We start from the raw sequence: 23,009 nt of genomic DNA, 5'->3' as shown, positions 1-23,009 counted from the left end.
ACTATGAATTCCAGCTCAGGTTCTGCAGGTCCGTGCTGCAAGGCCCAGTCACGTTCAGGGCGGCAGGAGACGGTGCGGAAAGAAGCGCCGCTTAGAATCCGGCGCTTGAAAAGTCGGGCTGAGTATAGCTTCGGCCCCCCGAAAATCAGCAAAAAAAGCCCGTAAAGGCCGATTCTGTTACATCCATGAGCCTCTCGAATAGTGTAGGACGCGCGCTCGAAATCTCCCTCCGGGGCGCCGACGAGCTGCTGCCACAGGACGAATGGGTGCGCAAGCTCCAGCGGTCCGAAGCCACCGGAACCCCGCTGCGCATCAAGCTGGGCCTGGACCCGACCGCGCCGGACATCCACATCGGCCATACCGTGGTGCTCAACAAGATGCGCCAGCTGCAGGACCTGGGCCACCGGGTGATCTTCCTGATCGGCGACTTCACCACCACCATCGGCGACCCCTCCGGCCGCAACAGCACCCGCCCGCCGCTCACCCGCGAGCAGATCGAGGCCAACGCCCAGACCTACTACAAGCAGGCCAGCCTGGTGCTCGATCCCGAGAAGACCGAGATCCGCTACAACTCCGAATGGAGCGACCCCCTGGGCGCCCGCGGCATGATCCAGCTGGCCGCCAAGTACACGGTGGCCCGGATGATGGAGCGCGACGACTTCAACAAGCGCTTCAAGGCCGGCCAGTCGATCTCGGTGCACGAATTCCTCTACCCGCTGATGCAGGGCTACGACTCGGTCGCCCTCAAGAGCGACCTGGAACTGGGCGGCACCGACCAGAAGTTCAACCTGCTCGTCGGCCGCCATCTCCAGCAGGAATACGGCCAGGAACCGCAGTGCATCCTCACCATGCCGCTGCTGGAAGGGCTCGACGGCGTCGAGAAGATGTCCAAGAGCAAGAACAACTACATCGGCATCAGCGAAGACGCCAACACCATGTTCGCCAAGGTGCTGTCGATCTCCGACGACCTGATGTGGCGCTGGTACACGCTGCTGAGCTTCCAGTCGCTCGAGCAGATCGCGGCGCTGAAGGCCGAGGTGGAGGGCGGGCGCAACCCGAAGGACGCCAAGGTTGCGCTGGCCAAGGAAATCACCACCCGCTTCCACAGCGCAGCGGCGGCCGATGCGGCCGAGCAGGACTTCATCAACCGCAGCAAGGGCGGCGTGCCGGACGAGATTCCGGAGGTGTCGCTGTCGGGGGCGCCGCTGGGCATTGCCCAGGTGCTCAAGCAGGCGAACCTGGCGGCTTCGGCTGGAGAAGGCAACCGCCTGATCGACGGCGGCGGCGTGCGGATCGATTCCGCCGTGGTCAGCGACAAGGCGCTGAAGCTGCCCGCGGGCAGCTACGTTGTGCAGGTCGGCAAGCGCAAGTTCGCGCGCGTGACGCTGAGCTGAACCGGAACGAGCCCCCGCGGGGCCTGCTCCGCATCCTTATTTATCTACCGGACCTCGATGGTCACGCGCCGGTTGCGCGGCTCGTCCACCTCGTCGGCGGTCTGGACGGCCAGGTCGCGTTCGCCGCGGCCCACGGCCTCGATGCGGTTGGCCGGGAACTGGCGCTCGACGAAGAGCTGGGCCACTTCCTGCGCCCGGCGGCGCGATAGCTCGTCGTTCTGCGGACCGCTTCCCTTGGTGTCGGTGTGGCCGGTGACCACGATGTCGCCGCCGCTGCGCGCCAGCGCTGCCGCCAGCGCCTCGCTCATGATCTGCTGCGACGCCGGCGTCAGCGTGGTTCCGCCGAGCTCGAAGTAGACCGTGTAGCGCTGCGGCGGAGGCGGGCGCATGTCGAACAGCGGCTTGTTCTCCGCCTGCACCTTGGCCGGATCGACGTTGTCGACCACCGGGGCGCCCTTGGCGCCGACTGCGGCCGTGGCGCGCTGGTAGGGCGTGGAGAGCACTTCCTCGCCGTCCTTGGCGCGGACCACCACCGCCGAGGGCTTGCCGTCGGCCTGCGGCAGCAGCACCACCCGCGTGCCGGGCGTGGAGCAAGCGGCCAGCAGGGCGGCGGCCAAAGTGGCTGCGAGAAGGGAGGGGAAACGGGAGGATGGGAGTTTCTTCGGCATCTTGATCATGGCTGGCCGTCGGCTTGCACGATGAAGTCGGTGCCGCGGATGCCGATGGTGGCAGTCTGCGTCTCGACCCGCACCGCGTCGGGGTTGGTCTTGCCGATGAGGCCGGTGATCATGCGCATGGAGCCGCGCAGCAGCGAGAGCAGGATGCCGCCGTCGCGCGTGGTGCCGTCGAAATGGAATTCCTTGAGATCGAGGCGCGTGGAGGGCCCGACCACCAGCGTCGTGTCGTCGCGCAGCACCAGGGAGGCCGAGGAGTCGGGGCCGGTCACGATGCGGTCCACCGCGCCCACCGCGTCGCCTGCGCTGGCCGTGCGGGCTGCGCCGGCTCCGTTGAGCAGCTGGACGCTGCCGCGCACCGACTTCACGAAGCCGGCCTGGAGATCGGGCTTGGCGGCAGGCACTGGCGCGGGAGCCGCTTCCGCAGCTGCCGGCGCGGGTGCTGGAGCGGTCGCGGGAGCGGCCGGCGGCGTCTGGGCCTGCGCCAGCGCGGCGTATCCCGCGATGGCGATGCCGCCGAGGACGGTCACGAGGTTTTTCATCATCTGGCTCTCTGTGCTAAGAGTTGCGCAACGTTAGTCAAACATTATTAATGCGAAGGCGTTACATATGGACACGAGGCCGATAATTCAGGCTGTTTCTGCGCCCTTTTACCGCTTTTCGCCCTGCTTCCTGCACTGTTCACGGTGGTTTTCGAATGATGTTTACCCCTAAGGCGCTGCTTCGCGCGTCGGTTGCCGTGGCTTTGATCACGATCGTGCTCAAGGGACTGGCCGGCTACATGACGAATTCCATGGGCCTGATCTCGGACGCCATGGAGTCCTTCGTGAATCTCGCGAGCGCCGTCTTCGCGCTTGCGATGGTGACCATCGCCGAGCGGCCGGCCGACGACGACCACCCCTACGGCCACCACAAGGCCGAGTACTTCTCCTCGGGTTTCGAGGGCATCCTGATCGTCGGGGCGGCCATCGCCATCCTCTGGGTCTCGGTGCAGCGGCTGCTGTCGCCCCAGCCGCTGGAGCAGCTGGGCTGGGGCCTGGCGCTGTCGGTGATCAGCTCGGGCTTCAACGCGGGGCTGGCCCTGCTGCTGTTCCGCGCGGCGCGCGCCCACCGCTCGATCGCGCTGGAGGCCGACGGCCGCCACCTGATGGCCGACGTCTGGACGTCCGCCGCCGTGCTGATCGGCATCGTCGGCGTGATGGTCACCGGCTGGCTCTGGCTCGATCCGATCCTGGCCATCGGCGTCGCGCTGAACATCGCGCGCGAGGGCGTCAAGCTGGTTTGGCGCTCCTCGCAGGGGTTGATGGACGAGGCGGTCGACTCCGAAACCCTCGGCACCGTGCGCGCCACCATCGATGCCTTCGCCGCCCGCGTGCCCGAAGGCCGGCGGCTGCGCTTCGACGACATGGTCACGCGCAGCGCCGGCCAGCGCCGCTTCGCCGACCTGCACATGCACGTGCCCGGCGACTGGACGCTGCAGCACGCCGCCGGCATGCGCGACGAGCTCGAGCAGGCGCTCATGGACGCCGTGCCCGGCCTGCGCGTCACCATCCAGCTGTTGCCCTTGACCATGGAAGCCCGCGCCACCCAGGCCGGCGAACATCACCCCCTATGAAAGCCGTTCTCCAGCGCGTCGCGAATGCCCGCGTCGACATTTCCGGCCGCACCGTCGGCGCCATCGATGCAGGCCTGCTCGTGCTGCTGTGCGCCGAGCGCGGCGACGTCGACGCGCTCGCCGACCGCATGCTCGCCAAGATCCTCAAGCTGCGCATCTTTGCCGACGAGGCCGGCAAGATGAACCGCAGCGTGCAGGACATCGGCGGCGGCCTGCTCGTGGTGAGCCAGTTCACGCTGGCGGCCGATGCGAGCGCAGGCAACCGCCCCAGCTTCACCCAGGCCGCGCCGCCCGACGAAGGGCGGCGCCTCTACGAATACTTCGTGGCGCAGGCCCGCGCCGCGCATCCGGTGGTGGCCACCGGCGAGTTCGGCGCCGACATGCAGGTGCACCTGCTCAACGACGGGCCGGTCACGATCCCGCTGCAGATGACGGCGTAGCGGCGGCCGGCCGCCCGGCTATTTGCCGTAGGGGTTGCGCACGCCCAGCCCCGCGAGGATCTCGATTTCGTACGCCTCCATCTCGTCGGCGTCGGCCTCGCTGGTCTCGTGGTCCCAGCCCTGGGCGTGCAGCGTGCCGTGCACCAGCAGGTGCGCGTAGTGGTCGGCCAGCGTCTTGCGGTTTTCCTTCGCCTCGCGCGCGACCACCGGCGCGCACAGCACCAGGTCGGCCATCACGACGGGGCCCTGCGCATAGTCGAAGGTGAGCACGTTGGTCGCATAGTCCTTGCCGCGGAACTCGCGGTTCAGGCGCTGGCCTTCGTCGGCATCGACGATGCGCACCGTGATCTCGCCGTCGATGTCGAGCGCATGGCGTATCCAGCGCGTCACGCTGTGGCGCGGCAGCGCGGCGCGGTGGCGCTCCACGCCCTTGAAGCGGCCGAACTGCAGCGACAGCGAAAGCGCCGGGAGCTTCGATGCCGCCATCTCAGTGGCTCCCCGCGCGCTTGCGCTGGCCGTCGTAGGCATCGACGATCTTCGCCACCAGCGGGTGGCGCACCACGTCCGCGCTCGTGAAGTGCGTCATGGCGATGCCGTTCACGCGCTTGAGCACGCGCTCGGCGTCGATCAGGCCGCTCAGCTGGTTCTTGGGCAGGTCGATCTGGCTCACGTCGCCCGTCACCACCGCGCGCGCGCCGAAGCCGATGCGCGTGAGGAACATCTTCATCTGCTCCGGCGTGGTGTTCTGCGCCTCGTCGAGGATCACGAAGGCGTTGTTCAGCGTGCGCCCGCGCATGAAGGCCAGCGGGGCGATCTCCAGCGCATTGCGCTCGAAGGCCTTCTGCACCTTCTCGAAGCCCATCAGGTCGTAGAGCGCGTCGTACAGCGGGCGCAGGTACGGGTCGACCTTCTGCGTCAGGTCGCCCGGCAGGAAGCCCAGACGCTCGCCTGCTTCCACCGCCGGGCGCGTCAGCACGATGCGCTGCACCGCGGCGCGCTCCAGCGCGTCTACCGCGCAGGCCACTGCCAGATACGTCTTGCCGGTGCCGGCCGGGCCGATGCCGAAGGTGATGTCGTGCTTCGCGATGTTGTCGAGATAGATCGCCTGCGTGGGCGTGCGCGGCCGCAGGTCGCCGCGGCGGGTGACGAGCATCGCCGCATCGTCGTCGCCGTCGAGCATCCCGCCGTCGCCGGCCAGCGTAAGCTGCACCACGGCCGCGTCGATCGGCCGCTGCGCGATCTCGTAGAGCGCCTGCAGAACGTCCATGGCGCGCTGCGCGGGGGCCTTGTGGCCCTCGACCTTGAACTGCTCGTGGCGGTGCGCGATCTTCACGTCCAGCGCCTCCTCGATGCGGCGCAGGTGGGCGTCCAGCGGGCCGCACAGGTGGCTCAGGCGCGAGTTGTTCAGTGGGGTGAAGGTGTGTCGCAGAATCACGCGGTATCCATTTCCATCTAATCGGCAGCCCATGCAAGACCAGCCACGCTCGAAAAAACGCAATCCAGGGCGGGAAACACCGCGGAACCGGCTTTGCCGGGCCGCCGGTGTTGCCCTCTTGAGGGGGAAAGCGGCTACACGGAGTGAGCAAGCAACGGGGGGAAGCCAATGATAGGCAAACTGACCGGCACCCTGGCCGAGCGCAATCCGCCGCAGGTCGTTGTCGACTGCAACGGCGTCGGCTACGAGGTCGACGTGCCGATGAGCACGTTCTACAACCTGCCGAACGTCGGTACCAAGGTGTCGCTGCTCACGCACTTCGTCGTGCGCGAGGACGCGCAGATTCTCTACGGCTTCGGCACTGCCGAGGAGCGTGCGGCCTTCCGCCAGCTCATCAAGATCACCGGCGTGGGTCCGCGCACCGCGCTGGGCCTGCTTTCGGGCATGAGCGTGGGCGAACTCTCGCAGGCGATCACCACGCAGGAGCTGGGCCGGCTGGTGAAGATCCCCGGCATCGGCAAGAAGACGGCCGAGCGGCTGCTGCTGGAGCTCAAGGGCAAGCTCGGCGCCGACATCGGCCTGCCGGCGCACGCCGCCTCCGACGCGCAGGCCGACATCCTGCAGGCGCTGGTCGCCCTGGGCTACAGCGACAAGGAAGCCGCGCTCGCGCTCAAGGCGCTGCCCAAGGACGTGGCGGTGAGCGAAGGCATCAAGCTGGCGCTGAAGTCGCTGGCCAAGTGAGGCCGGCGGCGCCGGCGCTTCTCTTCACTCCAGCGTCAGTCCGATGTCCTTCACCAGCACGTTCCAGTCGTGCAGGTCCTTCTGGATGGTGGCGGCGAACTGCTCGGGCGTGTTCTGCGGCAGGTCGGTGAAGTTGAGTTCGCGCAGGCGCTGCACCACCGCCGGGTCCTTCAGCAGCTGGTTCACCGCGAGGTTGAGCTTCTTGACGATGGCCGGCGGCGTCTTCGCGGGCGCCAGCAGGCCGTACCACGAATAGTTCGCGAAGGGGTAGCCGGCCTCCGTCATCGTCGGCACGTCGGGCAGCATCGGGATGCGCGAGGGTCCGCTGTTGGCCAGCGCCTTCAGCCGGCCCGCGCGCACCAGCTCCACCGTGGACGACATGTCGGCGAAGGCCGCATCCACCTGCCCGCCCATCAGGTCCTGCACGCAGGGACCGCTGCCCTTGTAGGGCACGTGCGTCATCGCAAGGCCGGCCTGCTTCCTGAGGCTCTCCATCGCGAGGTGGCCGCCCGAGCCGTTGCCCCACGAGCAGTAGTTGAGCTTGCCCGGGCGCGCCTTGGCATAGGCGACGAATTCCTTGAGCGTCTTCACCGGCAGGTCCGGCCGCACCAGCAGCAGGTTGCCGCCGCGCCCGATCTGCGCCACGGGCGCGAAGTCCTTCACCGGGTCGTAGGGCAGCTTCCTGTAGAGGCTGGGGTTCACCACCATCGCCGCGGCGTAGGTGAACAGCAGCTTGTAGCCGTCGGGCGTGGCGCGCGCCGCGAGCTCGGTGCCGAGGATGCCGTTGGCGCCCGGGCGGTTGTCGATGATGAAGGGCTGCTTCATCGACTTGGAGAGCGCGTCGGCGATCAGCCGCGAGATGGTGTCGGTGCCGCCCGCCGCCGCCGTGGGAACGATCAGCGTCACCGGCTTGTCGGGGTAGGCATCGGCATTCCCCTGTGCATGGACGGCCATCGCCGCCCACGCCGCGAGCGCGCCCACGGCCAGCGAGCGCAGGCGGTGCCGGAGGAGTGTGGTTGTCATGTGTTGTCTCCTGTCGTCTGTTTTTCAGTGGATGCCGAAGCGCGCCTGCGTTCCCTGCTCGATCATGTCCGCGCCCACGCGATACAGGTTGCGCGAGACGTAACTCGGCACCTGCCGTGCACGCTCGCGCAGCCATTCGGCCTTCAGCGAGCGCGCCTCCACGATCTCGGGCGCGTCGCCCTCGGCGATGGCCAGCAGGTCGATGACGTGCAGCGCGAGCTGCCAGCGGCCTTCCTTCGCGAGACCGCATGCACGCGCGATCACGCCGCGCTTGTCGGTGATGGCCTCGGCCACGGCCCGGCCGACGGTCTCGGGCGCCTCGGGGTGCAGCGAGGTCGGGTTGCGGTCCCACCAGCCGTTCTCCGAGCGGTAGATGTCGCGCACGATGTAGCCGGGGTCGCCGTAAGTCGGCTTCATCCACTCGACGCCGAACAGCTCGTCGGGAAAGCGGATGCGCGCGAGCACGCCGCGCTCGTTGTGCCCCTCGTTCATCAGCCGCACGACCTCGGCGCGTAGCCAGCGCAGCGCACGCGCGGTGTGGGTGAGCACATGCCGCACCTGCTCCTCGCCTTCGAGCGTGGCGCCGAACTCGCGCACCGCCTTGTGCGCGCCGAGCGCCGCGAGCGCTTCGAGCGTGTCGGCCCAGCGCACCGTGTCGCGCATCGTGCGAAAGGGCGTGCCGATGTTGGGAATCGAATCGATCAGCGCAGCGCCGCCGTAAAGCACGCGCTGCGACGGGCTCCACAGCGCGATCGCGTCGTCGGTTTCCGATGGCGCCCAGCGCAGCTCGACATGGCTGTCGCCCTGGCCGATCTGCAGCCGGTCGTCGAAGGTCTCCGTGGGCGCGTGCATGGTGAGCCGGCGGTCGAAGAAGCCCGCCGGCCGGTTGAACTGGATCTCCGCCATGCGGTGCTGCAGCGCCTCGGTCTCGCGGTAGCGGGCCTGGCGCCGCAGCACGTTGCGGTGCGCGATGACGCGCGGCGGCGCATCACCGCGCTGCTCGGCATGCGCGAGCCACATCGGCACGCCGGAGTTGTAGCCCACGTGCCCGTGGCTGTAGCAGAGCGCATGCAGCGGCGCGTTGCTGAGCTTGCGCACCGCGTCGATCATTCCCTGCGTCACCGGGCCGCCAGGCCCGGCATCGATCACCACGAGGCCGGCGTCCGTCTCGGCCACGAAAGACTGCCCCTGGCCGCGCAGGATGTGCAGGCCCGGCGCCACCGTCTCGGTGCCGGTGCCGACGATGAGGAAAGGCTTCTCCTGTCCGGCGCCGTTCGTGTTGTTCGTGTCGTTCGTGTTCATGCGGCCTCCCCGGTACGCACCAGCGCCGGCAGCGCATAGCGGCCGTCCAGCATTTCCTCGCGCGGCACGTAGGCGCGCAGGCACAGATAGAAGTCGCCCGCGGGCGCCGGCAGCCAGTTCGCCTGCGCGGCTTCGTCGTCCGGGCGCGCATGCTGGATGTGCAGCGTGAGCCCGCCGTCCGGGTCGCGGCGCAGCCCGGGCGTGCGGTCGCCGATGGCGTAGCGGTCGATGGGGTTGTCCACCAGCATGTAGTCGCGGCTGTCGTACATCGTGAGCGACCAGAAGGCATCGACCGGCGGCAGCGCGCCGGGCGCGAAGCGCAGCGTGTAGCGGCCGCTGCCGTCGAGCTTGCGCCCGGATGCGTCGTGCCACGCCAGCGGGTAGGTCGCCTCGCGGCTCTCGAGCATGCCGATGTACTTGAGCGCCACCAGCGCGCGCGCCAGGTGGTCGTCGCCGAAGCTGCCTTCGACCAGCGGCATCTGCACCCAGCCGGTGGAAGAGGTGGCGCCCGACTGCGCATGGCGCAGGCGCGGCAGCACGGCGTCGAGCGCTTTCTGCAGCACGGCGAGCTGCGCCTCGTCGGGTTCGCCGGTACCGAGGCCCAGCCCGAGCCGCGTGAAGCGTGCCAGCAGCCCGGCATCGCGCGCCGGCGGCGGGTTCTCGCGCAGTGCGCGGTTCACCTGCGCCGCGAAGTGTTCGGCGCTCAGCGGCGCCTTCGGATCGCAGGCCGGGTCGAAATGCTTCGGCATCGACGAGGCCTTGCCGGCCCGCCAGTCGCCGAGCGTGCGCACGACGAAGCCGTCCTGCAGCGCATTCACGGCCGGCACGTCGCCGGGTCCGTCGACCAGGATGCGGCCGATCACCCACAGCCAGCGCGTCGGCGCCTCGATGTGCGAGCCGGGCCGCGCGAATGCGGCCGGCACTTCCCCGCGCCAGCCCGGCGGCGTGACGAGGAAGGAGCGCGCCGCCGTTCCGGTGAGCCGCTGGCCGATGTGCGCGAAGGGGTTCGTGTAGAAGTCCAGCAGGCCCAGCACGTAGTAGCGCCCGGCCGTGTCGGGCACGTCGATCACCAGCGGGCCTTCGCCCAGGTCGAGCCAGGCGTTGGTGTAGAGCGTGTCGTTGTTCGGCGTCACCACGCGGCTCTTGCCTGCGCTCAGCAGCTGGCGTGCGTGGGTGAACACGTTGCACCAGCGATGCGGCCTGGGTGCTTCTCCCGCGGTGTCGGTGCGCTGCGGCGAGGTGGCCGCGCGCATGCGGCTCATCTCGTAGAGCGGGAAGGCGTAGACGACGGCCTCCTCGGCCAGCGTGCGCAGTCCGTCGTCGATGGTCGTGGTCTGCATCCTCAGGCCTCCCGTGCCCGCAGGGCGGGAATGCGCCAGCTCTGCACGCCCTCGCGCGGGTAGTACATGCGAAGGATCAGATAGAAGCGGCCGGCCGGCGCGGGCAGCCAGTTGGACGCGTCGGCCGGGCGCACATGGCCGAACTCGATCTCCAGGCTGCCGTCGGCTGCGCGCTTCAGGCCGGGCGTGCGGTCGCCGATGGCGTGGCGCCTGATCTCGTTGGGGTAGAGGAAGCGGTCGGCGTCGTAGAGCGTTACCGACCAGAAGGCGTCCGCGGGCGGCATGTCGTCGGCCTCGAAGCGCATCGTGTAGCTGCGCTGGCCGTCCAGCGGCTCCTGCCTCTCGTCGTAGTGCGCGGCGGCGTACACCGCCTCGCTGGTGGCCAGCGCACCCAGGCCCAGGTAGGCGGTGCGGGCGCGGCCGAGAAACTCGTTGCCGTAGCGGCCGGTGGAAGGCGTCATCGACCAGGGCTTGGGCCGCCGGTTGCGGCCCACGGCGCCGACCAGCTGCACGCCTTCGGCGAAGCCCTCGATCAGGCCTTCGCGCGTGGGCTCGTCCAGCGTGTCCCATGAGAACGCGGCGTCCGGCCGCAGCCCGGCTTGGCCGAACCACGCGACCAGCGCGCGGTCCTCCACGCGGCCCGGCGCCTCGGCGAGCTCCCGGCACATGTTGGTGAAGAAGCGCGGCGCCACCTGCGCGGCCGGCTCGCCGTTCTCGAAGGCCGCGGCCATCGCGTCGACCGCAGGGCCGTCCCAGTGCTCGACGGCGGACGGCCGACCCTGCAGCACAGTGCCGGGCGCGGGCGCCAGCCCGATCTCGGACTGCAGCGTGCGTGCGGCGGGCCAGTCGCTTTCGTCGCCCACGAGGATGCGGCCGATCAGCCAGACGAGATCGGTCGGGCAACGCACCACGCGGTGGCCCGCGAGCGATTCCGGCACAGTGCCGCCCGGCCCGACGAGCACCACCGTCTCGCCCTCCGGGTTGCAGTTGCGCGGCCCCAGGTTCTCGAAGTTCTCGGTGTAGGCGTCGTACAGCGGCAGCACGAAGTAGCGGCCCGGATGGCGCGACGATGCGGGCACCGTCAGCAGCATCGGCCCATGGGCCAGGTGCACCCACGCGATGGTGTAGAGCAGGTCGTTGGCCGGCGTCACCACGTCGCGGTCTTCATGGGTGGAGGGGCGCGGCGCGTGATGCAGCGTGTTCAGCGGCGCACGCACGTCCGATCCGTGCGAGGCGCCGGCGCGGCGCTCGGCCTGGGGCGCGGTCTGCATGGCGCAGGTGCGGTAGGTCTCGGTGAGCGGGTAGCCGTAGACGAAGGCGGCCAGGCCGATGGAGCGGGCCAGCGCCTTGCGCGCGAGGACAACGGCGAGATTGGGATCGGGAGCGTTCATGTCGGATGTCTCTTTGCTGGAGTTCATGGATCGGTTCAATCGAGCTTCACGCCCGTGGCCTGCGTCAGGCGCAGCGTCACGGGGAGGAATGCCTTGTAGGCAGCGGTGGCCTCGGCCGGCAGGTTGCCCACCGGTTCGGCGCCCAGCTCCTCGATGCGGCGGCTGACCTCGGGCTGGCGGATCACCGCGCTGACTTCGCGTCCCAGCCGTTCGACGATCGCATCGGGCGTCTTCGCGGGCGCCATCAGCGAGGTCGGGCCGGTGAGCGCATAGACCTCGTCGGCGTAGCCCTGCTCGGCGAAGGTCGGCACGTCGGGCAGCGCCTTGGCGCGGCGCGGTCCGGCAACGGCCAGTGCGCGCAGCTTGCCGGCCGCGATGTACGGCTGCAGCGTGGTGACCGAGCCCACGGTCATGTTGATGACGCCGCTGATCAGGTCCACCGCCATCGGGCTCTCGCCCTTGTAGGGCACGTGCAGCGTCTGCAGGCCGTAGGTCTTGTCCATGTAGACCTGGATCTGGTGCGGCTGCGTGCCCGGGCCCCACGAGCCCATCGTGTACTTGCCGGGCGCGGCCTTCACCGCGGCGATCAGGCTCTTGAAGTCCTTCGCCGGCACCGAGGGGTGCACGGCCAGCACGGTGCGCGTGGTGGCGATGTCCGAGACCATGCGCAGGTCGGTGCGCGGGTCGTAGGGCAGCTTGCTGTAGAGCACCATGTTCGCGGTGACGGGGCCCGGCACCGTCAGCAGCAGCGTGTAGCCGTCGGGCGCGCTCTTGGCGACGTAGTCGGTGCCGATGATCCCGCCCGCGCCGCTGCGGTTCTCGACCACCACCGGCTGGCCCAGCCGCTTTGACAGCCCCTCTGCCACGATGCGCGCGAGGATGTCGGTGGAACCGCCCGCCTGGTACTGCACCACGATGCGCAGCGGCTTCGACGGAAAGGGCGCCTCGGCCTGCGCACCGCCGGCCGCGAGCGCGATGGCTGCGCCGAGCATGGCAAGTTGTCTCTTCGATGTCGTCATGCGGTGTGTCTCCCGTGGTTGTTCATGCGGCGCGCCCGACCACCAGCGCATCGACCGCCACGCAGCCGCCATCGGCCCGGGGCCGCGCGATCAGCGGGTTGATCTCGGCGCTGTCGAGCGAGTCGCCGGCACGCAGCGCGAAGCCGGCCAGCGCGCACAGCGCATCGGCGATCGAATCGAGATCCACCGGCGCACGGCCGCGCGCGCCGTCGAGGATCGCGAAGGCGCGCAGCTCGCGCACCATGGCCAGCGCGTCGCCGCGCGTGATCGGCAGCGCGCGCAGCGACACGTCGCGCAGCGTCTCGACGTGGATGCCGCCCAGGCCGAACATCAGCACCGGGCCGAACACCGGGTCGCGGTGCACGCCTGCGATGCATTCGACGCCGCCTGCCAGCATGCGCGCCACCAGTGCGCCGTCGAGCCGTGCGTCGGGCCGTGCGGTGAGTGCCCGATCGCGCGTGCGCTCGAAGGCCGCCTTTGCCTGCGCCGCGCCGCGCAGCCCGAGCGCCACCCCGCCGACGTCCGACTTGTGCGGGATGTCCGCGCTCACGATCTTCACCACCACCGCGTCGCCGATGGCCTCGGCGGCGGCTGCTGCCTCGTCGGCGCTGCGCACCACGCGGTGCTCGACGACAGGCACGCCGGCTTCGGCGAGCAGCGCCAGCGCGTCGGGCTCGGACATGGTGCCGGGGGACAGCTTCAGCGGATTCGAGGCGAGAGCCGGGACCGCCGAAGGCGGCGCACCGGTCTTCAATCCGGCCAGCGCGGCGATCGTGCGGATGCCGTCCGACGGATCGGCGAACACCAGGCAGCGCATCGCTTCCAGCTCGGCGCGGCGCTCCGGCGCCAGCAGCGTGCTGATGGCGAGCAGCGTGTCGGGATAGGCCGCGCGCAGCGAGCCCACCAGTTCTCGCAGCACTGGCCAGAACGCGTCCGACGCGCCTGCAGCCGCAAGGAAGCCCATCCACGACGCGAAGCCGCGGTCGTCGAGCATCACGCGCGCGCTGCGCTCCAGCAGGCTCATGTCGTTCGTGACCTGGCCGGTGATGTCGACCGGGTTGCGCGGCGCCGCGAAAGGCACCCAGCTGCGCAGCGTGTCCTGCGCGGCATCGCTCAGCGGCTGCACGTCCAGGCCCTGCGCCGAGGCCTCGTCGGCCATCAGCGCGCCCACGCCGCCCGAGAGCGTGAACAGGCCGATCGAGCGGTCGCGCGGGCGGCCGGCCACGGCCGCGCTGTGGGCCAGGTCGAAGAACTCGGTGAGGTTGCGCGCTCGCAGCACGCCGTACTGGCGGAACACCGCGTCGTACACCGCGTCGTCGCCGGCCAGTGCCGCGGTGTGCGAGGCCGCGGCCTGCGCGCCCAGCGCGGTGCTGCCGACCTTGACCATCACAACCGGCTTGCCGTTCGCCTGCGCGAGGGCCAGCGCGGCGCGCAGCCGCGGACCGTCGCGGCAGCCTTCCATGTAGCCCATGATCACGTCGGTGGCCGGGTCCTGCGCGAGCCAGGCCAGGCAGTCGGCGAACTGCACGTCGGCCTCGTTGCCGGTGGTGGCCCACAGCGACAGGCCCACGCCGCGCGCCCGCGCCATCGAGTAGGCGTACGCGCCGAACGCGCCCGACTGGCTCACCAGCCCGATTCGCCCCGCGCTCACGCGGCCCACGCCGGGCGCCGGCGAGAAGGTCGCGTAGACATTGCGCGCGATGTTCATGAAGCCCAGGCAGTTCGGGCCGACGAGCCGCACGCCGGCCGCGCGCGCCTTGTCGCCGAGCCGGGCCTGCGCGGCCATGCCATCGGCGCCGGTCTCGGCGAAGCCAGAAGAAAACAGCACCACGCCCTTCACCTTCGCGGCGATGGCATCGTCGAGCGCGCCGTCGACCAGCGCGGCCGGCACGGCGAGGATGGCCAGGTCCACCGGTCGGCCGATGGCGCTCAGGGTGGGCCAGGCCTGCAGGTCCTGGATGCGGTCGGCCTTGGGGTTGACCGGATAGAGCGCGCCGTCGAAGCCGAAGCGGCGCTGGTAGTCGACCGGTATGCCGCCGATCTTCTGCGGGCTGGAAGAGGCGCCGACCACCGCGATGGAGCGCGGCGCGAACAGGGCCGAGAGCGATTCGGCCTGGGAGCTGAAGAAATCCATGGGTCGATGCGGGAAGAGCGGGTTCAGAAGTTGTGGCGGATGCCGGCGGCGAGCACGCGCACGCCGTTGCCGCTGTCGGGCGCGACGGTGATGGTCGCGAGCGAGGCCGAGGCGCCGTTGCGGTTGAGCAGGCGCAGCCAGCGCGCGTAGAGCACGGTGCGCTTGCTCAGGTAGTAGTCGTAGCCCAGCGTCCAGGCCAGCTGCGAGCGGCTGGAGTCGTCCACCTTGCGCTGCATGGCCTCGAACATCAGGTTCGAGGCGGGCGTCACGTTGTAGGTGACGCCCAGGCTCGCGAGCTTCGCCGTGGGTACGCGCGGCAGGTTCGAGCTGTTGCGCACGTAGTTGGCGTAGAACTGCAGCCCGATGTCCGGCAGCTCGTAGGCGCCGCTGAGCGCCTGGTAGGTGGTGGCGGCCGGCTGGGCCACGGGCGCGGCGGCCGAGCCGGAGCGCGCGCGCTGAAACGCATAGGCGATGTAGTAGGGCTTGCGCGACCAGCCGAGGCTGCCGCCGTAGAAGTTGCCGCTCTGGTGGCTGGGCGCGCTCGATTCCCCGGGTGCGAAGGCGATGTCGGCGAAGAAGTCGCTGCTGGCCGGCGTGCGGTAGCGCACCATGTTGCTCGCGCGGGCCGCGAAGGGCGTGAGGCCCGGCTGCGCGTCGGTGGCGGCCACCAGGTTGATCGGCGAGAACACCGAGTTCACGCCGTACGGGTCGGCCTTGAACAGCGTGTAGAACATCGGCGTGTACATGCGGCCCGCGTCGATCTGCCCCCACGGCCCCGACAGGCCGACGAAGGACTGCCGGCTGAACGACATGGCCGGCCCCGGCAGCGTGCCGTTGCCGGTGTCGGGCGCGAAGCCGCTTTCGAGCGTGAAGTGCGCGCTGAGCCCGCCGCCGAGGTCTTCGGTGCCGCGAAAGCCCAGGCGCGAGGCGGTCTGGCCGCCGTCTTCGAGCCGCTTCGACGAGGTGATGCCCGACTTGGCGAAGGCCATGTAGAGGTCGACCGTGCCGTAGATGGTCACGCTGCTCTGCGCCGGCGTGAGCGATGAATAGGCCGCCAGCGCGAGGCCGGCGGCTGCTGTCTTCTTCATGTGCTGCTTGTCTCCGGTAGGGCTTGCCGCATGCGGGTGCATGGCGGTGCCGCTTGTGTGCTTGTGGATGTCCGGTGCTTACGATAGAAATGACGCCCTCCCGAATCTGTCAACGCTTTGACAGATTCATGAACATCACGGCAGGGAGAACCCGCTGACCCGATCGCCTCGCTCGACCCCCAGGAACGCCGAAGAGAGCGCCGCGCTCATCGAGCGCGCGCTGCGCTGGAACGAGCTGTTCTCGCGCTGGCCCGACGCGCGCCGCGCCGAGCTCATGAAGTCCGCGCGCATGGAGCGCTACAGCCGCCGCACGCAGGTGCTCGCGCACGACCGCCATCGGCGCGAGCTGCTGGTGGTGGTGTCGGGCTGCCTCGAGATCAGCAGCATGAGCACCCACGGGCGCAAGTACGTCAATGCGCTGCTGGGACCGGGCCAGGTGGCGCCGCTGGTGCGCCTGCTCGAGGACGTGCCGCTGCCCTACGACTACCACGCGCACGAGGACTCGGTGATCATCCACCTGCCCAGCGATGCCGTGATCGCGGTGCTCGACGCCGAACCGGTGCTGTGGCGCGACGTGGCCAAGCTCGGCCTGCAGCGCCAGCGGCTGAGCATCGTGCTGCTGCAGAACCAGATGCTCAACTCCATCCACGGGCGCGTGGCCGCGACGCTGATGAGCCTGGTCCACTTCTACAACGGGCAGGGACCTGGAACGGGAGAGAGCGACGGCGGCCCGCTGGTGCGCCTGTCGCAGAACGACCTGGCGGCCATGCTCGGCCTCTCGCGCCAGACCATCAACAAGGAACTGGGGCGCCTGGTGGAAGAGGGCGCCATCGACATGCGCTACAAGCGCATCCGCATCGTCGATGCCGAACGGCTGGCGCGCATCGCGGCCGGCACCTGAGCGGAAAACTCAGCAGGGGCTCAGGGGTAGATCTTCTCGCCCCTGGCCAGCATCTCCACGAACTGTGCGATGCGGCGTGCGCGGGTCTCGGGCTTCTTGGCGCCCTGCGTGCGGAACAGGATCGCGAAGCGGTTGCGCGAGTCGAGCGTGGCGAAGAACTTCGCGGCCTTCCTGTCGGCATCGAGCGCGGCCTGCAGGTCGGGCGGCACGGTGGCCTTGGCGACCCCCTCGTAGGCCGCGTCCCAGCGGCCGTCGGCCTTCGCGCGTTCGATCTCGGCATGGCCAGCCGGCTGCATGCGGCCTTCGTCGATGAGCTTCATCACCTTGTCGCGGTTGACCTGCGACCAGATGCTGCGCCGGGTGCGCGGCGTGAAGCGCTGCATGAAGTAGTGCTCGTCCTGGCTCTTGCGCTGGCCGTCGATCCAGCCCCAGCACAGGGCTTCCTCTACCGCGGCGGGATAGTCGATGGAGGCGATGCCGCTGTCTTTCTTTGCGATGCGAAGCCACACGCCGGCGGCGCTGGCATGGTGGCGCTTGAGCCAGCGCGCCCACGAGGCCGCGTTGGTGCACTCCACCGGTGTGTCGTGCACGATGCGCTCTTCCGTCTTGCTCAAGGCACCCACCAGTAGCGCAGCGCGTGGAAGTAGATCGGCGCCGCGAAGATCACCGAATCGAGCCGGTCGAGCATGCCGCCATGGCCCTCGATCATCGAACCCCAGTCCTTCACGCCGCGGTCACGCTTGATGGCCGACATCACCAGCCCGCCGAAGAAGCCCATGAGGCAGATGGTGAGCGACATCAGCGCCGCCTGCCACGGGTTGAAGGGCGTGGCCCAGTAGAGCGCGGCACCCAGCGCGGTGGCACTCGCGACGCCGCCGACCAGGCCTTCCCAGGTCTTGGAGGGCGAGAGTTCGGGCGCCACCTTGCGCTTGCCGAAGAGCTTGCCCCACACGTACTGCAGCACGTCGCTGCCCTGCACCACGATCACCAGGAAGGCGATCAGCAGCAGGTTGCGGCCCTCGAAGCCCGGGATCTGCAGCGTGAGCAGCGCGGGCACATGGCTGATGCAGAACACGCACACCATCAGGCCCCACTGGATCTTCGAGGTGCGCTCCAGGAAGCGCCGCGTGTCGCCGCTCACCGCCGCCAGAATGGGCAGCAGCAGGAAGGCATACACCGGGATGTAGATGGCGTAGAGCCCGTACCAGTCGATCCAGATCAGGAAGTACTGTCCCGGCAGCGCGAGGTAGAAGGCCAGTGCGATCGGTGCATGGTCGCCGCGGCGCGTGTAGGCGAGGCTGATGAACTCGCGCAGCGCGTAGAACGAGATCAGGTAGAACAGCACGATCACGCCGCCCTTGCCGAAGGCGAAGGCGATGCCGATCACCGCCACCATCACCCACCACGCGTTGACGCGCGAGTTGAGGTTGTCGATCACCGAGTGCGGCTGGCCGTGGGCCACCTTCCACTTGAGCAGCGCGCCGATGGCCGATGCCAGCACCAGCACGCCGGCCACGCCGCCGAAGAGCTTGAGCGTGGTCCACGCGAAGGGAGAGAGCTCGATCATGCTGCGGCCCCTCCGTTGCCGTTCTGGCTGCCGGCCGTGCCGTTCTCCTCGATGCGGTCGTACTCGGGCCGCAGGTCCAGCATCGCCGTGCGGGCCCGGGCGATGAAGCTGTTCTTGTCTTCGCCCTCGGCCAGCGAGATCGGCGCGCCGAAGCGCACCGTGCAGGCCAGCGGGATCGGCACCAGCGTGCCCTTGGGCAGCACGCGCTTGAGGTTCTCGATCCATACGGGCACCAGCCGCACGTTGGGGCAGGCGCGCGCCAGGTGGAAGAGGCCGCTCTTGAGCGGCAGCAGGATCTCGTCGCCGGTGTTGCGCGTGCCTTCCGGGAACATGATGAGCGAGTCGCCGGCGTCCAGCGCCTGCTTCATCTGCTCGACCGGGTTCTCGCCCTGGCCCGAGCCGTCGCGGCGGATCATCAGCGCGTTGAACACGTCGATGCCGATGAACTGCCGCAGCTTCGAGGCCATCCAGTAGTCCTGTCCGGCCACCGGCCGCGTCAGCGCGCGCAGGTCGGGCGGCAGCGTGGCCCACAGCAGCACGAAGTCGCCGTGGCTCGTGTGGTTGGCGAAGTACAGCGTCTGCTCGGCCTTGGGCGTGGAGCCCGACCAGATGGCACGCACGCCGGTCAGCAGCCCGGCCGCGCCGATGATGAGCTTGCCCGCCACGATGGCGAGGCCGCGCCGCAGCACGGTGCTTTCGGGCTTGTCGTCCTCGATCTTCTTGTCGTTGTTTTCTTCCGGGTTCAAGAGAGGTCCTGTGTCATCAAGGCAAGGAGGAACATGGCGCTCTGGCAGGCCACCACGATGGCGTGGCGCTGCATGAGCTGGCGGGTGCCCTGCACGCGGTCGTCGAGCGGGCGGGGCGCATGCTGCGAGGCCGGCGGCTCGCGCAGCCCGAGGGAGGCGAGCGCGCGGTCGAGTGCGTCGAGCGAGGCGACGGTGTTGCGAGCGAGGCCGTCGAACAGCGCCTCGTCGAAGCGCAGCCGGAACGCGAAGTAGCGCTCCAGCGCGCCGAGGATGACGACCGCGCCGAAGCCCATGGTGGCAGTGGTGGAGAGCGAGCGCAGCGTCAGCGCGAGCACCAGTGCCGAGATGCAGGTGAGCGCGAAGCCCCAGAGGGCCAGCAGCGCCACGGCGCGCAGCAGCGCCGCGAGCGCGGCGCAGGTGGTTCTGTCGTTGTCATCGGTCATGGGGCGGCACCTCCTGCAAGGGCTCGAACGGCTCCAGGGAGACCCGCCACGCATCCCGCAGCACGATCTGCGGCCGTGCCCGGCGCACCGCGTCCTCGGCCTGGGCGACGCCGCCGGCCGCCCCGTAGCGGCCCAGCCAGGCGATCACCGCCGCCGCGCTGCGCGAGAAGCCGAGCGCGCAGCAGACCCACACTGTGGCACCGTCCGCGCTCCTGCGCTGGCCTTCGATGACGACGGCCGCGCGCTGCAGGCGCACGGTGGGCGGCACCGTCAGGTCGAGCACCGGCACGCAGCGCGCGTGCGGCACGCCGGCGGGCATCTGCAGCTCGGCGCACAGGCTCACCAGCCGGGGCCGGCCGGCGGCCAGCCACTCGGCATGCGTCGGCCGCCGGCCCAGCCGCAGGCCCGGCACCACCTCGACCGAGGCCGGCAGGCTGCGCGTCCAGAGCCAGGCATTGACAGCGGCGCCGAGCCGGTAGGGTGCCAGCATCCAGCGCGCCGCCCAGCCCATGCGGCCGCGGCCATCTATCTGGAAGCCGCGCGCGCCGAAGCCCGCGTAGTTCAGCGCCACCAGAGCCAACGAGGCAGCCGGCCACGCGAGCCACAGCGCGATGCCGCCGCCGTAGAGCGCCGCCGCCAGGAACAGTGCCGCACCCACCGCGTAGAAGCCGGCCAGCTTCCAGCGCTGCGGGTCGCGCGTGGTGCGCCATGCGCGCGGCATCGACACCACGCGCTCCAGCGGCCACAGCCACACGCAGAACAGGCCCAGCAGCGCGCCGGTCGGGATGTCGATGAAATGGTGCTGCCAGGTCGTGAGCACCGAGGCGCAGATGGCGAAGGCCCACGCATGCAGCACCAGCCGTGCCCACAGCGGCCGGATGAACTGCCGGTACCAGTCCCACAGGATCACCGCCAGCGCGATGTGCAGCGAGGGCGCCTGGTTGAAGGGCTGGTCGAAGCCCCGCAGCGCGTTGAACAGGAAGGCCGGCGCGCCGTCGACCGGCGGCTGTCCGAAGCTGAAGTGCAGCGGCCACAGCACGAAGCAGGTGCAGGCGACGAGCGTCGCCGTCAGCAGCCGCAGCGCATGCCGGTCGAGCGCGTGCCTGCTGCGCGCGAGGAAGAGCGACAGCGCGTAGAAGGCGTTGATCGTCCAGTACGGGAAGATGGTCCACGGCCAGAACGGCACGTGCCGCTCCCACTCGAAGGCCATCGACGGCACGTTGGCGCGCGTGGTGGCCCACCAGTTCGCGAAGCCGTAGGTCGCGTAGAACAGCGGTCCCAGCAGCACCAGCCATGCGGCGGCGCGCTTCCAGGGCCGTGGGGTGCTCTTCATTGCGTGACGCGCACCGCCAGCGACACCGTGAAGATGCCCCACTCGTCCACCCGCTGGTCGATCTTGCGGAAGCCGGCTTCCTCCACCAGCTGGTCCATCTCGTACTGGGTGCGGCGGCGCATCACCCAGGCCTCGCCCTGGCGGTGGCTGGTGAGGGCGCGCGCGATCATCTCGAGCTGCGGGTGCCAGGGCTGGCCGGTGTAGACCAGGTAGCCGCGGTCTTCCACCGCGTCGCCCACGCCCGCGAGCGAGCGGCGCACCATCTCGTTGTCGGGAAAGAGCTCGTACAGGCCCGACACCACGGCCAGCGTAGGCCGTGGCGTGACGCTGGCCAGGCTCATGCGGTCGAAGGCGTCGGCCTGCACGAACTGGGCGATGTCTTCCAGGCCCTTCTCGGCGATGAGCGCGCGGCCGTCGCGCACGTTGATGTCGCTGTAGTCGCGCAGCAGGATCGAGCTCGCCTTGACGGGGCTCGCCAGCACCGCGTCGAGCACGTAGCGGCCGTGGCCGGCGGCGATGTCCATCACGCGCACCTCGCGGTGCATCTCGGCCAGCCGCTCCATCGCGATGCGCAGCAGCTCCTCGACGTGGATCTTGCGCTGGCGGATGCCGCGCCAGCCGATCGACTCCAGGTAGGTCTTGTCGATGGAGCGGCCGATGAACGAGCTGCCCTGCGGATGGTTGCGGTAGACGTAGTCGAGCGTGCTGCCGGAGTCGAAGCCGGTTTCGTGGCCGAGCTTGATGCCTTCCGACATGGTGCCGCCCAGCTTCAGCCCGGCGCGGGTGATGGCCCAGTAGGCGCCGCGCGGCGACAGGGGCGAGAGCGGCTCGGCCAGCGCGCGCGACTCCTCGGCCGTCTCGCCGCTGAGGTGCGCCTCGCGGCGGTCGACCGGCACGGCGGGCTCGTCGAAGCGCTGCAGGATGAATTCGCGGATCTGCGCCACGGCCGGCGCCCTGTCCTTCTCGCCCAGCGTGTCGTGGAAGAAGCCCGGCAGCTCGACCTTGGTCTTGACCGCGCTGCCCAGCCGCTCGAAGAACTGGTGCTGCGGCTTGTGGTGCACCACCCAGTCGGCACCCGATACGAGCAGTTGCACCGGCAGCGTGATCGCGTTGGCGTCGGCCACCACGCGCTCGGCCGCCTCGTACAGGCCCAGCAGGATGTTGACCGCGATCGGCCGGCTGATGAGCGGATCGCTCTCGTAGCTGGCGATGCGCTCGGGGTCGTGCGTGAGGAACTTCGCCTTCACGTAGCTGTTGACGAAGAAGAGCCCGCGCAGCTTGTGCATCAGCGCCAGGCCCGGCCGCGCGAAGGGCACGTAGAGCTTGACCTTGAAGGCCGGCGAGGCGAGCGTGAGGCCGCGCACCTTGGGCGCGTAGTCGTGCGCCCAGGTGGCGATCAGCACTGCGCCCACGCTCTGCGCGACCACGTGGATGTCGTGCTCGGGCACGCCGTGCACGGCGCCGATGTGCTGCACGAAGGTCTGCACGTCGCGCACCGAGGTGCCGAAGCTGGGGCTGTAGCCGCGCTGGCCGGGCGAGCGGCCGTGGCCGCGGGCGTCCCAGGCGTAGAAGTCGAAGTCGGGCAGGTCGAGCTCGTCGACCAGGTGCGCCATGCGCGCGCCGTGCTCGTGGCCGCGGTGGAACAGCAGCACGGCGCCGCGCCGCGCGGCACCGGTGGCGGGCCAGCGGCGGTAGAAGAGCGATTCGCCGTCGTGCGTCTGGAAGTGGAGTTCTTCGGCGATGCGAGGAGTCGTGTTTGTCATTGAGTCCCTGTTGAATTCTTGTCGTCTGCCTCCGCCAGTGCCCGGCGGATGCGGTTGATGGTGGTCCAGGCCACGAGCGCGGCCAGCAGCGGCATCAGCCAGGCCGTCCAGCCCGGCAGCGGCCCGCCCAGCGCCACGTACAGGCCGAGCGCGCCGAAAACGAAGGCCCGGTCGCTCTTGCCCAGCGGGCCGTCGTAGCGGCGCGAGGCGCCGACCGTGGGGCCCAGCGCGCCGGCGAATTCGCTCAGCCCGGCCAGCACGATCACGGTGCCGACCCAGAAGCCGCTGAAGGGCTGCACCAGCGCGAAGGGCAGGTACAGCGCCGCGTCGGAGACCACGTCGGTCAGTTCGTTGAGGAAGGCGCCGAGCCTGCTTTGCTGGTTGTGCTCGCGCGCCAGCATGCCGTCGATGGCGTTGAAGGCCATGCGCAGGAACATCCACAGCGGGATGAGCCCGAAGGCCGCCAGCGAGGGCGCCGCGAAGAAGAGCCAGAGTCCGAGCGCCACCGATACCGCGCATGCCGCCAGCGTCACCTGGTTGGCGGTGACGCCCATCGCATGCAGGCGGACCACCAGCGGCCGCAGCAGTGCCTGGAAACGCGGCTTCAGTTCGTAGATCGACACGTGCTGGCTTCCCCTCGTTCGTTATATGGCCGAAGCA

24 protein-coding genes are annotated in these 23,009 nt (G+C 69.7%); 5 read left to right on the top strand and 19 right to left on the bottom strand.

Features of this window, described 5'->3' with window-relative positions; all coding sequences use genetic code 11:
• Positions 1–185 precede the first annotated feature (185 nt).
• Positions 186–1,394: a tyrosine--tRNA ligase gene (tyrS, locus tag ACTJLF_RS05915; RefSeq protein ID WP_145761402.1), complete on the top strand. Its 1,209-nt coding sequence runs from the start codon at positions 186–188 to the stop codon at positions 1,392–1,394.
• Between the two features lie 44 nt (positions 1,395–1,438).
• On the opposite strand, the gene ACTJLF_RS05910 is transcribed toward tyrS, so the two are convergent.
• Positions 1,439–2,062 (bottom strand): OmpA family protein, encoded by a 624-nt coding sequence (locus ACTJLF_RS05910; protein WP_051127628.1) that lies wholly within the window; start codon positions 2,060–2,062, stop codon positions 1,439–1,441.
• Between the two features lie 5 nt (positions 2,063–2,067).
• Positions 2,068–2,610 carry a FecR family protein gene (locus ACTJLF_RS05905; protein WP_240650067.1) on the bottom strand — a complete coding sequence of 181 codons (543 nt, stop codon included), beginning with the start codon at positions 2,608–2,610 and terminating at the stop codon, positions 2,068–2,070.
• A 155-nt stretch (positions 2,611–2,765) separates the two neighbouring features.
• On the opposite strand from ACTJLF_RS05905, the gene ACTJLF_RS05900 reads away from it, so the two are divergent.
• Entirely contained in the window at positions 2,766–3,683 is a 918-nt protein-coding gene (locus tag ACTJLF_RS05900) for a cation diffusion facilitator family transporter (RefSeq protein WP_132753450.1), read from the top strand.
• Positions 3,680–4,123 (top strand): D-aminoacyl-tRNA deacylase, encoded by a 444-nt coding sequence (dtd, locus tag ACTJLF_RS05895; protein ID WP_126184774.1) that lies wholly within the window; start codon positions 3,680–3,682, stop codon positions 4,121–4,123. Before ACTJLF_RS05900 ends, dtd begins: the two co-directional genes overlap by 4 nt.
• Before the next feature lie 18 nt (positions 4,124–4,141).
• Here dtd and ybeY read toward each other — a convergent pair whose 3' ends face one another.
• Positions 4,142–4,609: an rRNA maturation RNase YbeY gene (ybeY, locus tag ACTJLF_RS05890; RefSeq protein ID WP_019656349.1), complete on the bottom strand. Its 468-nt coding sequence runs from the start codon at positions 4,607–4,609 to the stop codon at positions 4,142–4,144.
• A gap of 1 nt (position 4,610) precedes the next feature.
• On the bottom strand, positions 4,611–5,558 hold the full coding sequence (locus ACTJLF_RS05885; protein ID WP_019656348.1) for a PhoH family protein: 948 nt from the start codon (positions 5,556–5,558) through the stop codon (positions 4,611–4,613).
• Between the two features lie 168 nt (positions 5,559–5,726).
• Between ACTJLF_RS05885 and ruvA the strand changes: the two genes are divergently transcribed.
• Complete coding sequence (ruvA, locus tag ACTJLF_RS05880) at positions 5,727–6,299, top strand: Holliday junction branch migration protein RuvA (RefSeq protein WP_019656347.1); 573 nt, start codon at positions 5,727–5,729, stop codon at positions 6,297–6,299.
• 24 nt (positions 6,300–6,323) lie between these two features.
• Here the strand turns inward: ruvA and ACTJLF_RS05875 are convergent, their stop codons facing one another.
• The 8 genes from ACTJLF_RS05875 to ACTJLF_RS05840 all read right to left on the bottom strand — a co-directional run bounded on the left by ACTJLF_RS05875 (position 6,324) and on the right by ACTJLF_RS05840 (position 15,887).
• A complete protein-coding gene (locus ACTJLF_RS05875) occupies positions 6,324–7,322 on the bottom strand; it encodes a Bug family tripartite tricarboxylate transporter substrate binding protein (protein WP_440882673.1) in 999 nt (332 codons plus the stop codon).
• Positions 7,323–7,346: 24 nt separating this feature from the next.
• Positions 7,347–8,624: an alkyl sulfatase dimerization domain-containing protein gene (locus tag ACTJLF_RS05870; RefSeq protein WP_145761404.1), complete on the bottom strand. Its 1,278-nt coding sequence runs from the start codon at positions 8,622–8,624 to the stop codon at positions 7,347–7,349.
• Positions 8,621–9,964, bottom strand: coding sequence for a DUF1254 domain-containing protein (locus ACTJLF_RS05865; protein WP_440882672.1), 1,344 nt, complete (start codon positions 9,962–9,964; stop codon positions 8,621–8,623). Before ACTJLF_RS05865 ends, ACTJLF_RS05870 begins: the two co-directional genes overlap by 4 nt.
• A gap of 2 nt (positions 9,965–9,966) precedes the next feature.
• Positions 9,967–11,382 carry a DUF1254 domain-containing protein gene (locus ACTJLF_RS05860; protein ID WP_184607012.1) on the bottom strand — a complete coding sequence of 472 codons (1,416 nt, stop codon included), beginning with the start codon at positions 11,380–11,382 and terminating at the stop codon, positions 9,967–9,969.
• Between the two features lie 8 nt (positions 11,383–11,390).
• Positions 11,391–12,374 carry a Bug family tripartite tricarboxylate transporter substrate binding protein gene (locus tag ACTJLF_RS05855; protein ID WP_405054331.1) on the bottom strand — a complete coding sequence of 328 codons (984 nt, stop codon included), beginning with the start codon at positions 12,372–12,374 and terminating at the stop codon, positions 11,391–11,393.
• 22 nt (positions 12,375–12,396) lie between these two features.
• The gene (locus ACTJLF_RS05850; protein WP_440882671.1) at positions 12,397–14,508 is read right to left on the bottom strand and encodes an acetate--CoA ligase family protein; all 2,112 of its coding nucleotides are present in this window, start codon (positions 14,506–14,508) and stop codon (positions 12,397–12,399) included.
• A gap of 23 nt (positions 14,509–14,531) precedes the next feature.
• Positions 14,532–15,596: a porin gene (locus ACTJLF_RS05845; protein WP_440882670.1), complete on the bottom strand. Its 1,065-nt coding sequence runs from the start codon at positions 15,594–15,596 to the stop codon at positions 14,532–14,534.
• A gap of 135 nt (positions 15,597–15,731) precedes the next feature.
• On the bottom strand, positions 15,732–15,887 hold the full coding sequence (locus ACTJLF_RS05840) for a hypothetical protein (protein ID WP_019656339.1): 156 nt from the start codon (positions 15,885–15,887) through the stop codon (positions 15,732–15,734).
• Between ACTJLF_RS05840 and ACTJLF_RS05835 the strand changes: the two genes are divergently transcribed.
• On the top strand, positions 15,886–16,497 hold the full coding sequence (locus ACTJLF_RS05835) for a Crp/Fnr family transcriptional regulator (RefSeq protein WP_126184766.1): 612 nt from the start codon (positions 15,886–15,888) through the stop codon (positions 16,495–16,497). The genes ACTJLF_RS05840 and ACTJLF_RS05835 overlap by 2 nt on opposite strands.
• Positions 16,498–16,517: 20 nt before the next feature.
• Here ACTJLF_RS05835 and ACTJLF_RS05830 read toward each other — a convergent pair whose 3' ends face one another.
• From ACTJLF_RS05830 to ACTJLF_RS05800, 7 genes are read right to left on the bottom strand one after another with little or no spacing between them, the layout of a single operon-like run.
• Complete coding sequence (locus ACTJLF_RS05830) at positions 16,518–17,111, bottom strand: YdeI/OmpD-associated family protein (protein ID WP_354411834.1); 594 nt, start codon at positions 17,109–17,111, stop codon at positions 16,518–16,520.
• A complete protein-coding gene (locus tag ACTJLF_RS05825) occupies positions 17,108–18,064 on the bottom strand; it encodes a phosphatidate cytidylyltransferase (RefSeq protein WP_019656336.1) in 957 nt (318 codons plus the stop codon). Before ACTJLF_RS05825 ends, ACTJLF_RS05830 begins: the two co-directional genes overlap by 4 nt.
• Positions 18,061–18,753, bottom strand: a complete 693-nt coding sequence (locus ACTJLF_RS05820) for a lysophospholipid acyltransferase family protein (RefSeq protein ID WP_063827422.1) — start codon at positions 18,751–18,753, stop codon at positions 18,061–18,063. The genes ACTJLF_RS05825 and ACTJLF_RS05820 overlap by 4 nt, the downstream gene beginning before the upstream one ends.
• A 53-nt stretch (positions 18,754–18,806) precedes the next feature.
• A complete protein-coding gene (locus tag ACTJLF_RS05815; protein ID WP_019656334.1) occupies positions 18,807–19,253 on the bottom strand; it encodes a hypothetical protein in 447 nt (148 codons plus the stop codon).
• Complete coding sequence (locus tag ACTJLF_RS05810) at positions 19,243–20,586, bottom strand: phosphatase PAP2/dual specificity phosphatase family protein (protein WP_440882669.1); 1,344 nt, start codon at positions 20,584–20,586, stop codon at positions 19,243–19,245. Before ACTJLF_RS05810 ends, ACTJLF_RS05815 begins: the two co-directional genes overlap by 11 nt.
• Positions 20,583–22,349 carry a bifunctional alpha/beta hydrolase/class I SAM-dependent methyltransferase gene (locus tag ACTJLF_RS05805; RefSeq protein ID WP_440882668.1) on the bottom strand — a complete coding sequence of 589 codons (1,767 nt, stop codon included), beginning with the start codon at positions 22,347–22,349 and terminating at the stop codon, positions 20,583–20,585. Before ACTJLF_RS05805 ends, ACTJLF_RS05810 begins: the two co-directional genes overlap by 4 nt.
• Complete coding sequence (locus tag ACTJLF_RS05800; RefSeq protein WP_132753470.1) at positions 22,346–22,972, bottom strand: CDP-alcohol phosphatidyltransferase family protein; 627 nt, start codon at positions 22,970–22,972, stop codon at positions 22,346–22,348. Before ACTJLF_RS05800 ends, ACTJLF_RS05805 begins: the two co-directional genes overlap by 4 nt.
• Positions 22,973–23,009: the final 37 nt, after the last annotated feature.

This window comes from Variovorax sp. 22077, assembly GCF_052044195.1.
Taxonomy (GTDB): Bacteria; Pseudomonadota; Gammaproteobacteria; order Burkholderiales; family Burkholderiaceae_C; genus Variovorax; species Variovorax atrisoli.
The sequence above is the reverse complement of the archived record's forward strand: the minus strand, read 5'-3'. Positions and strand labels throughout refer to the sequence as shown.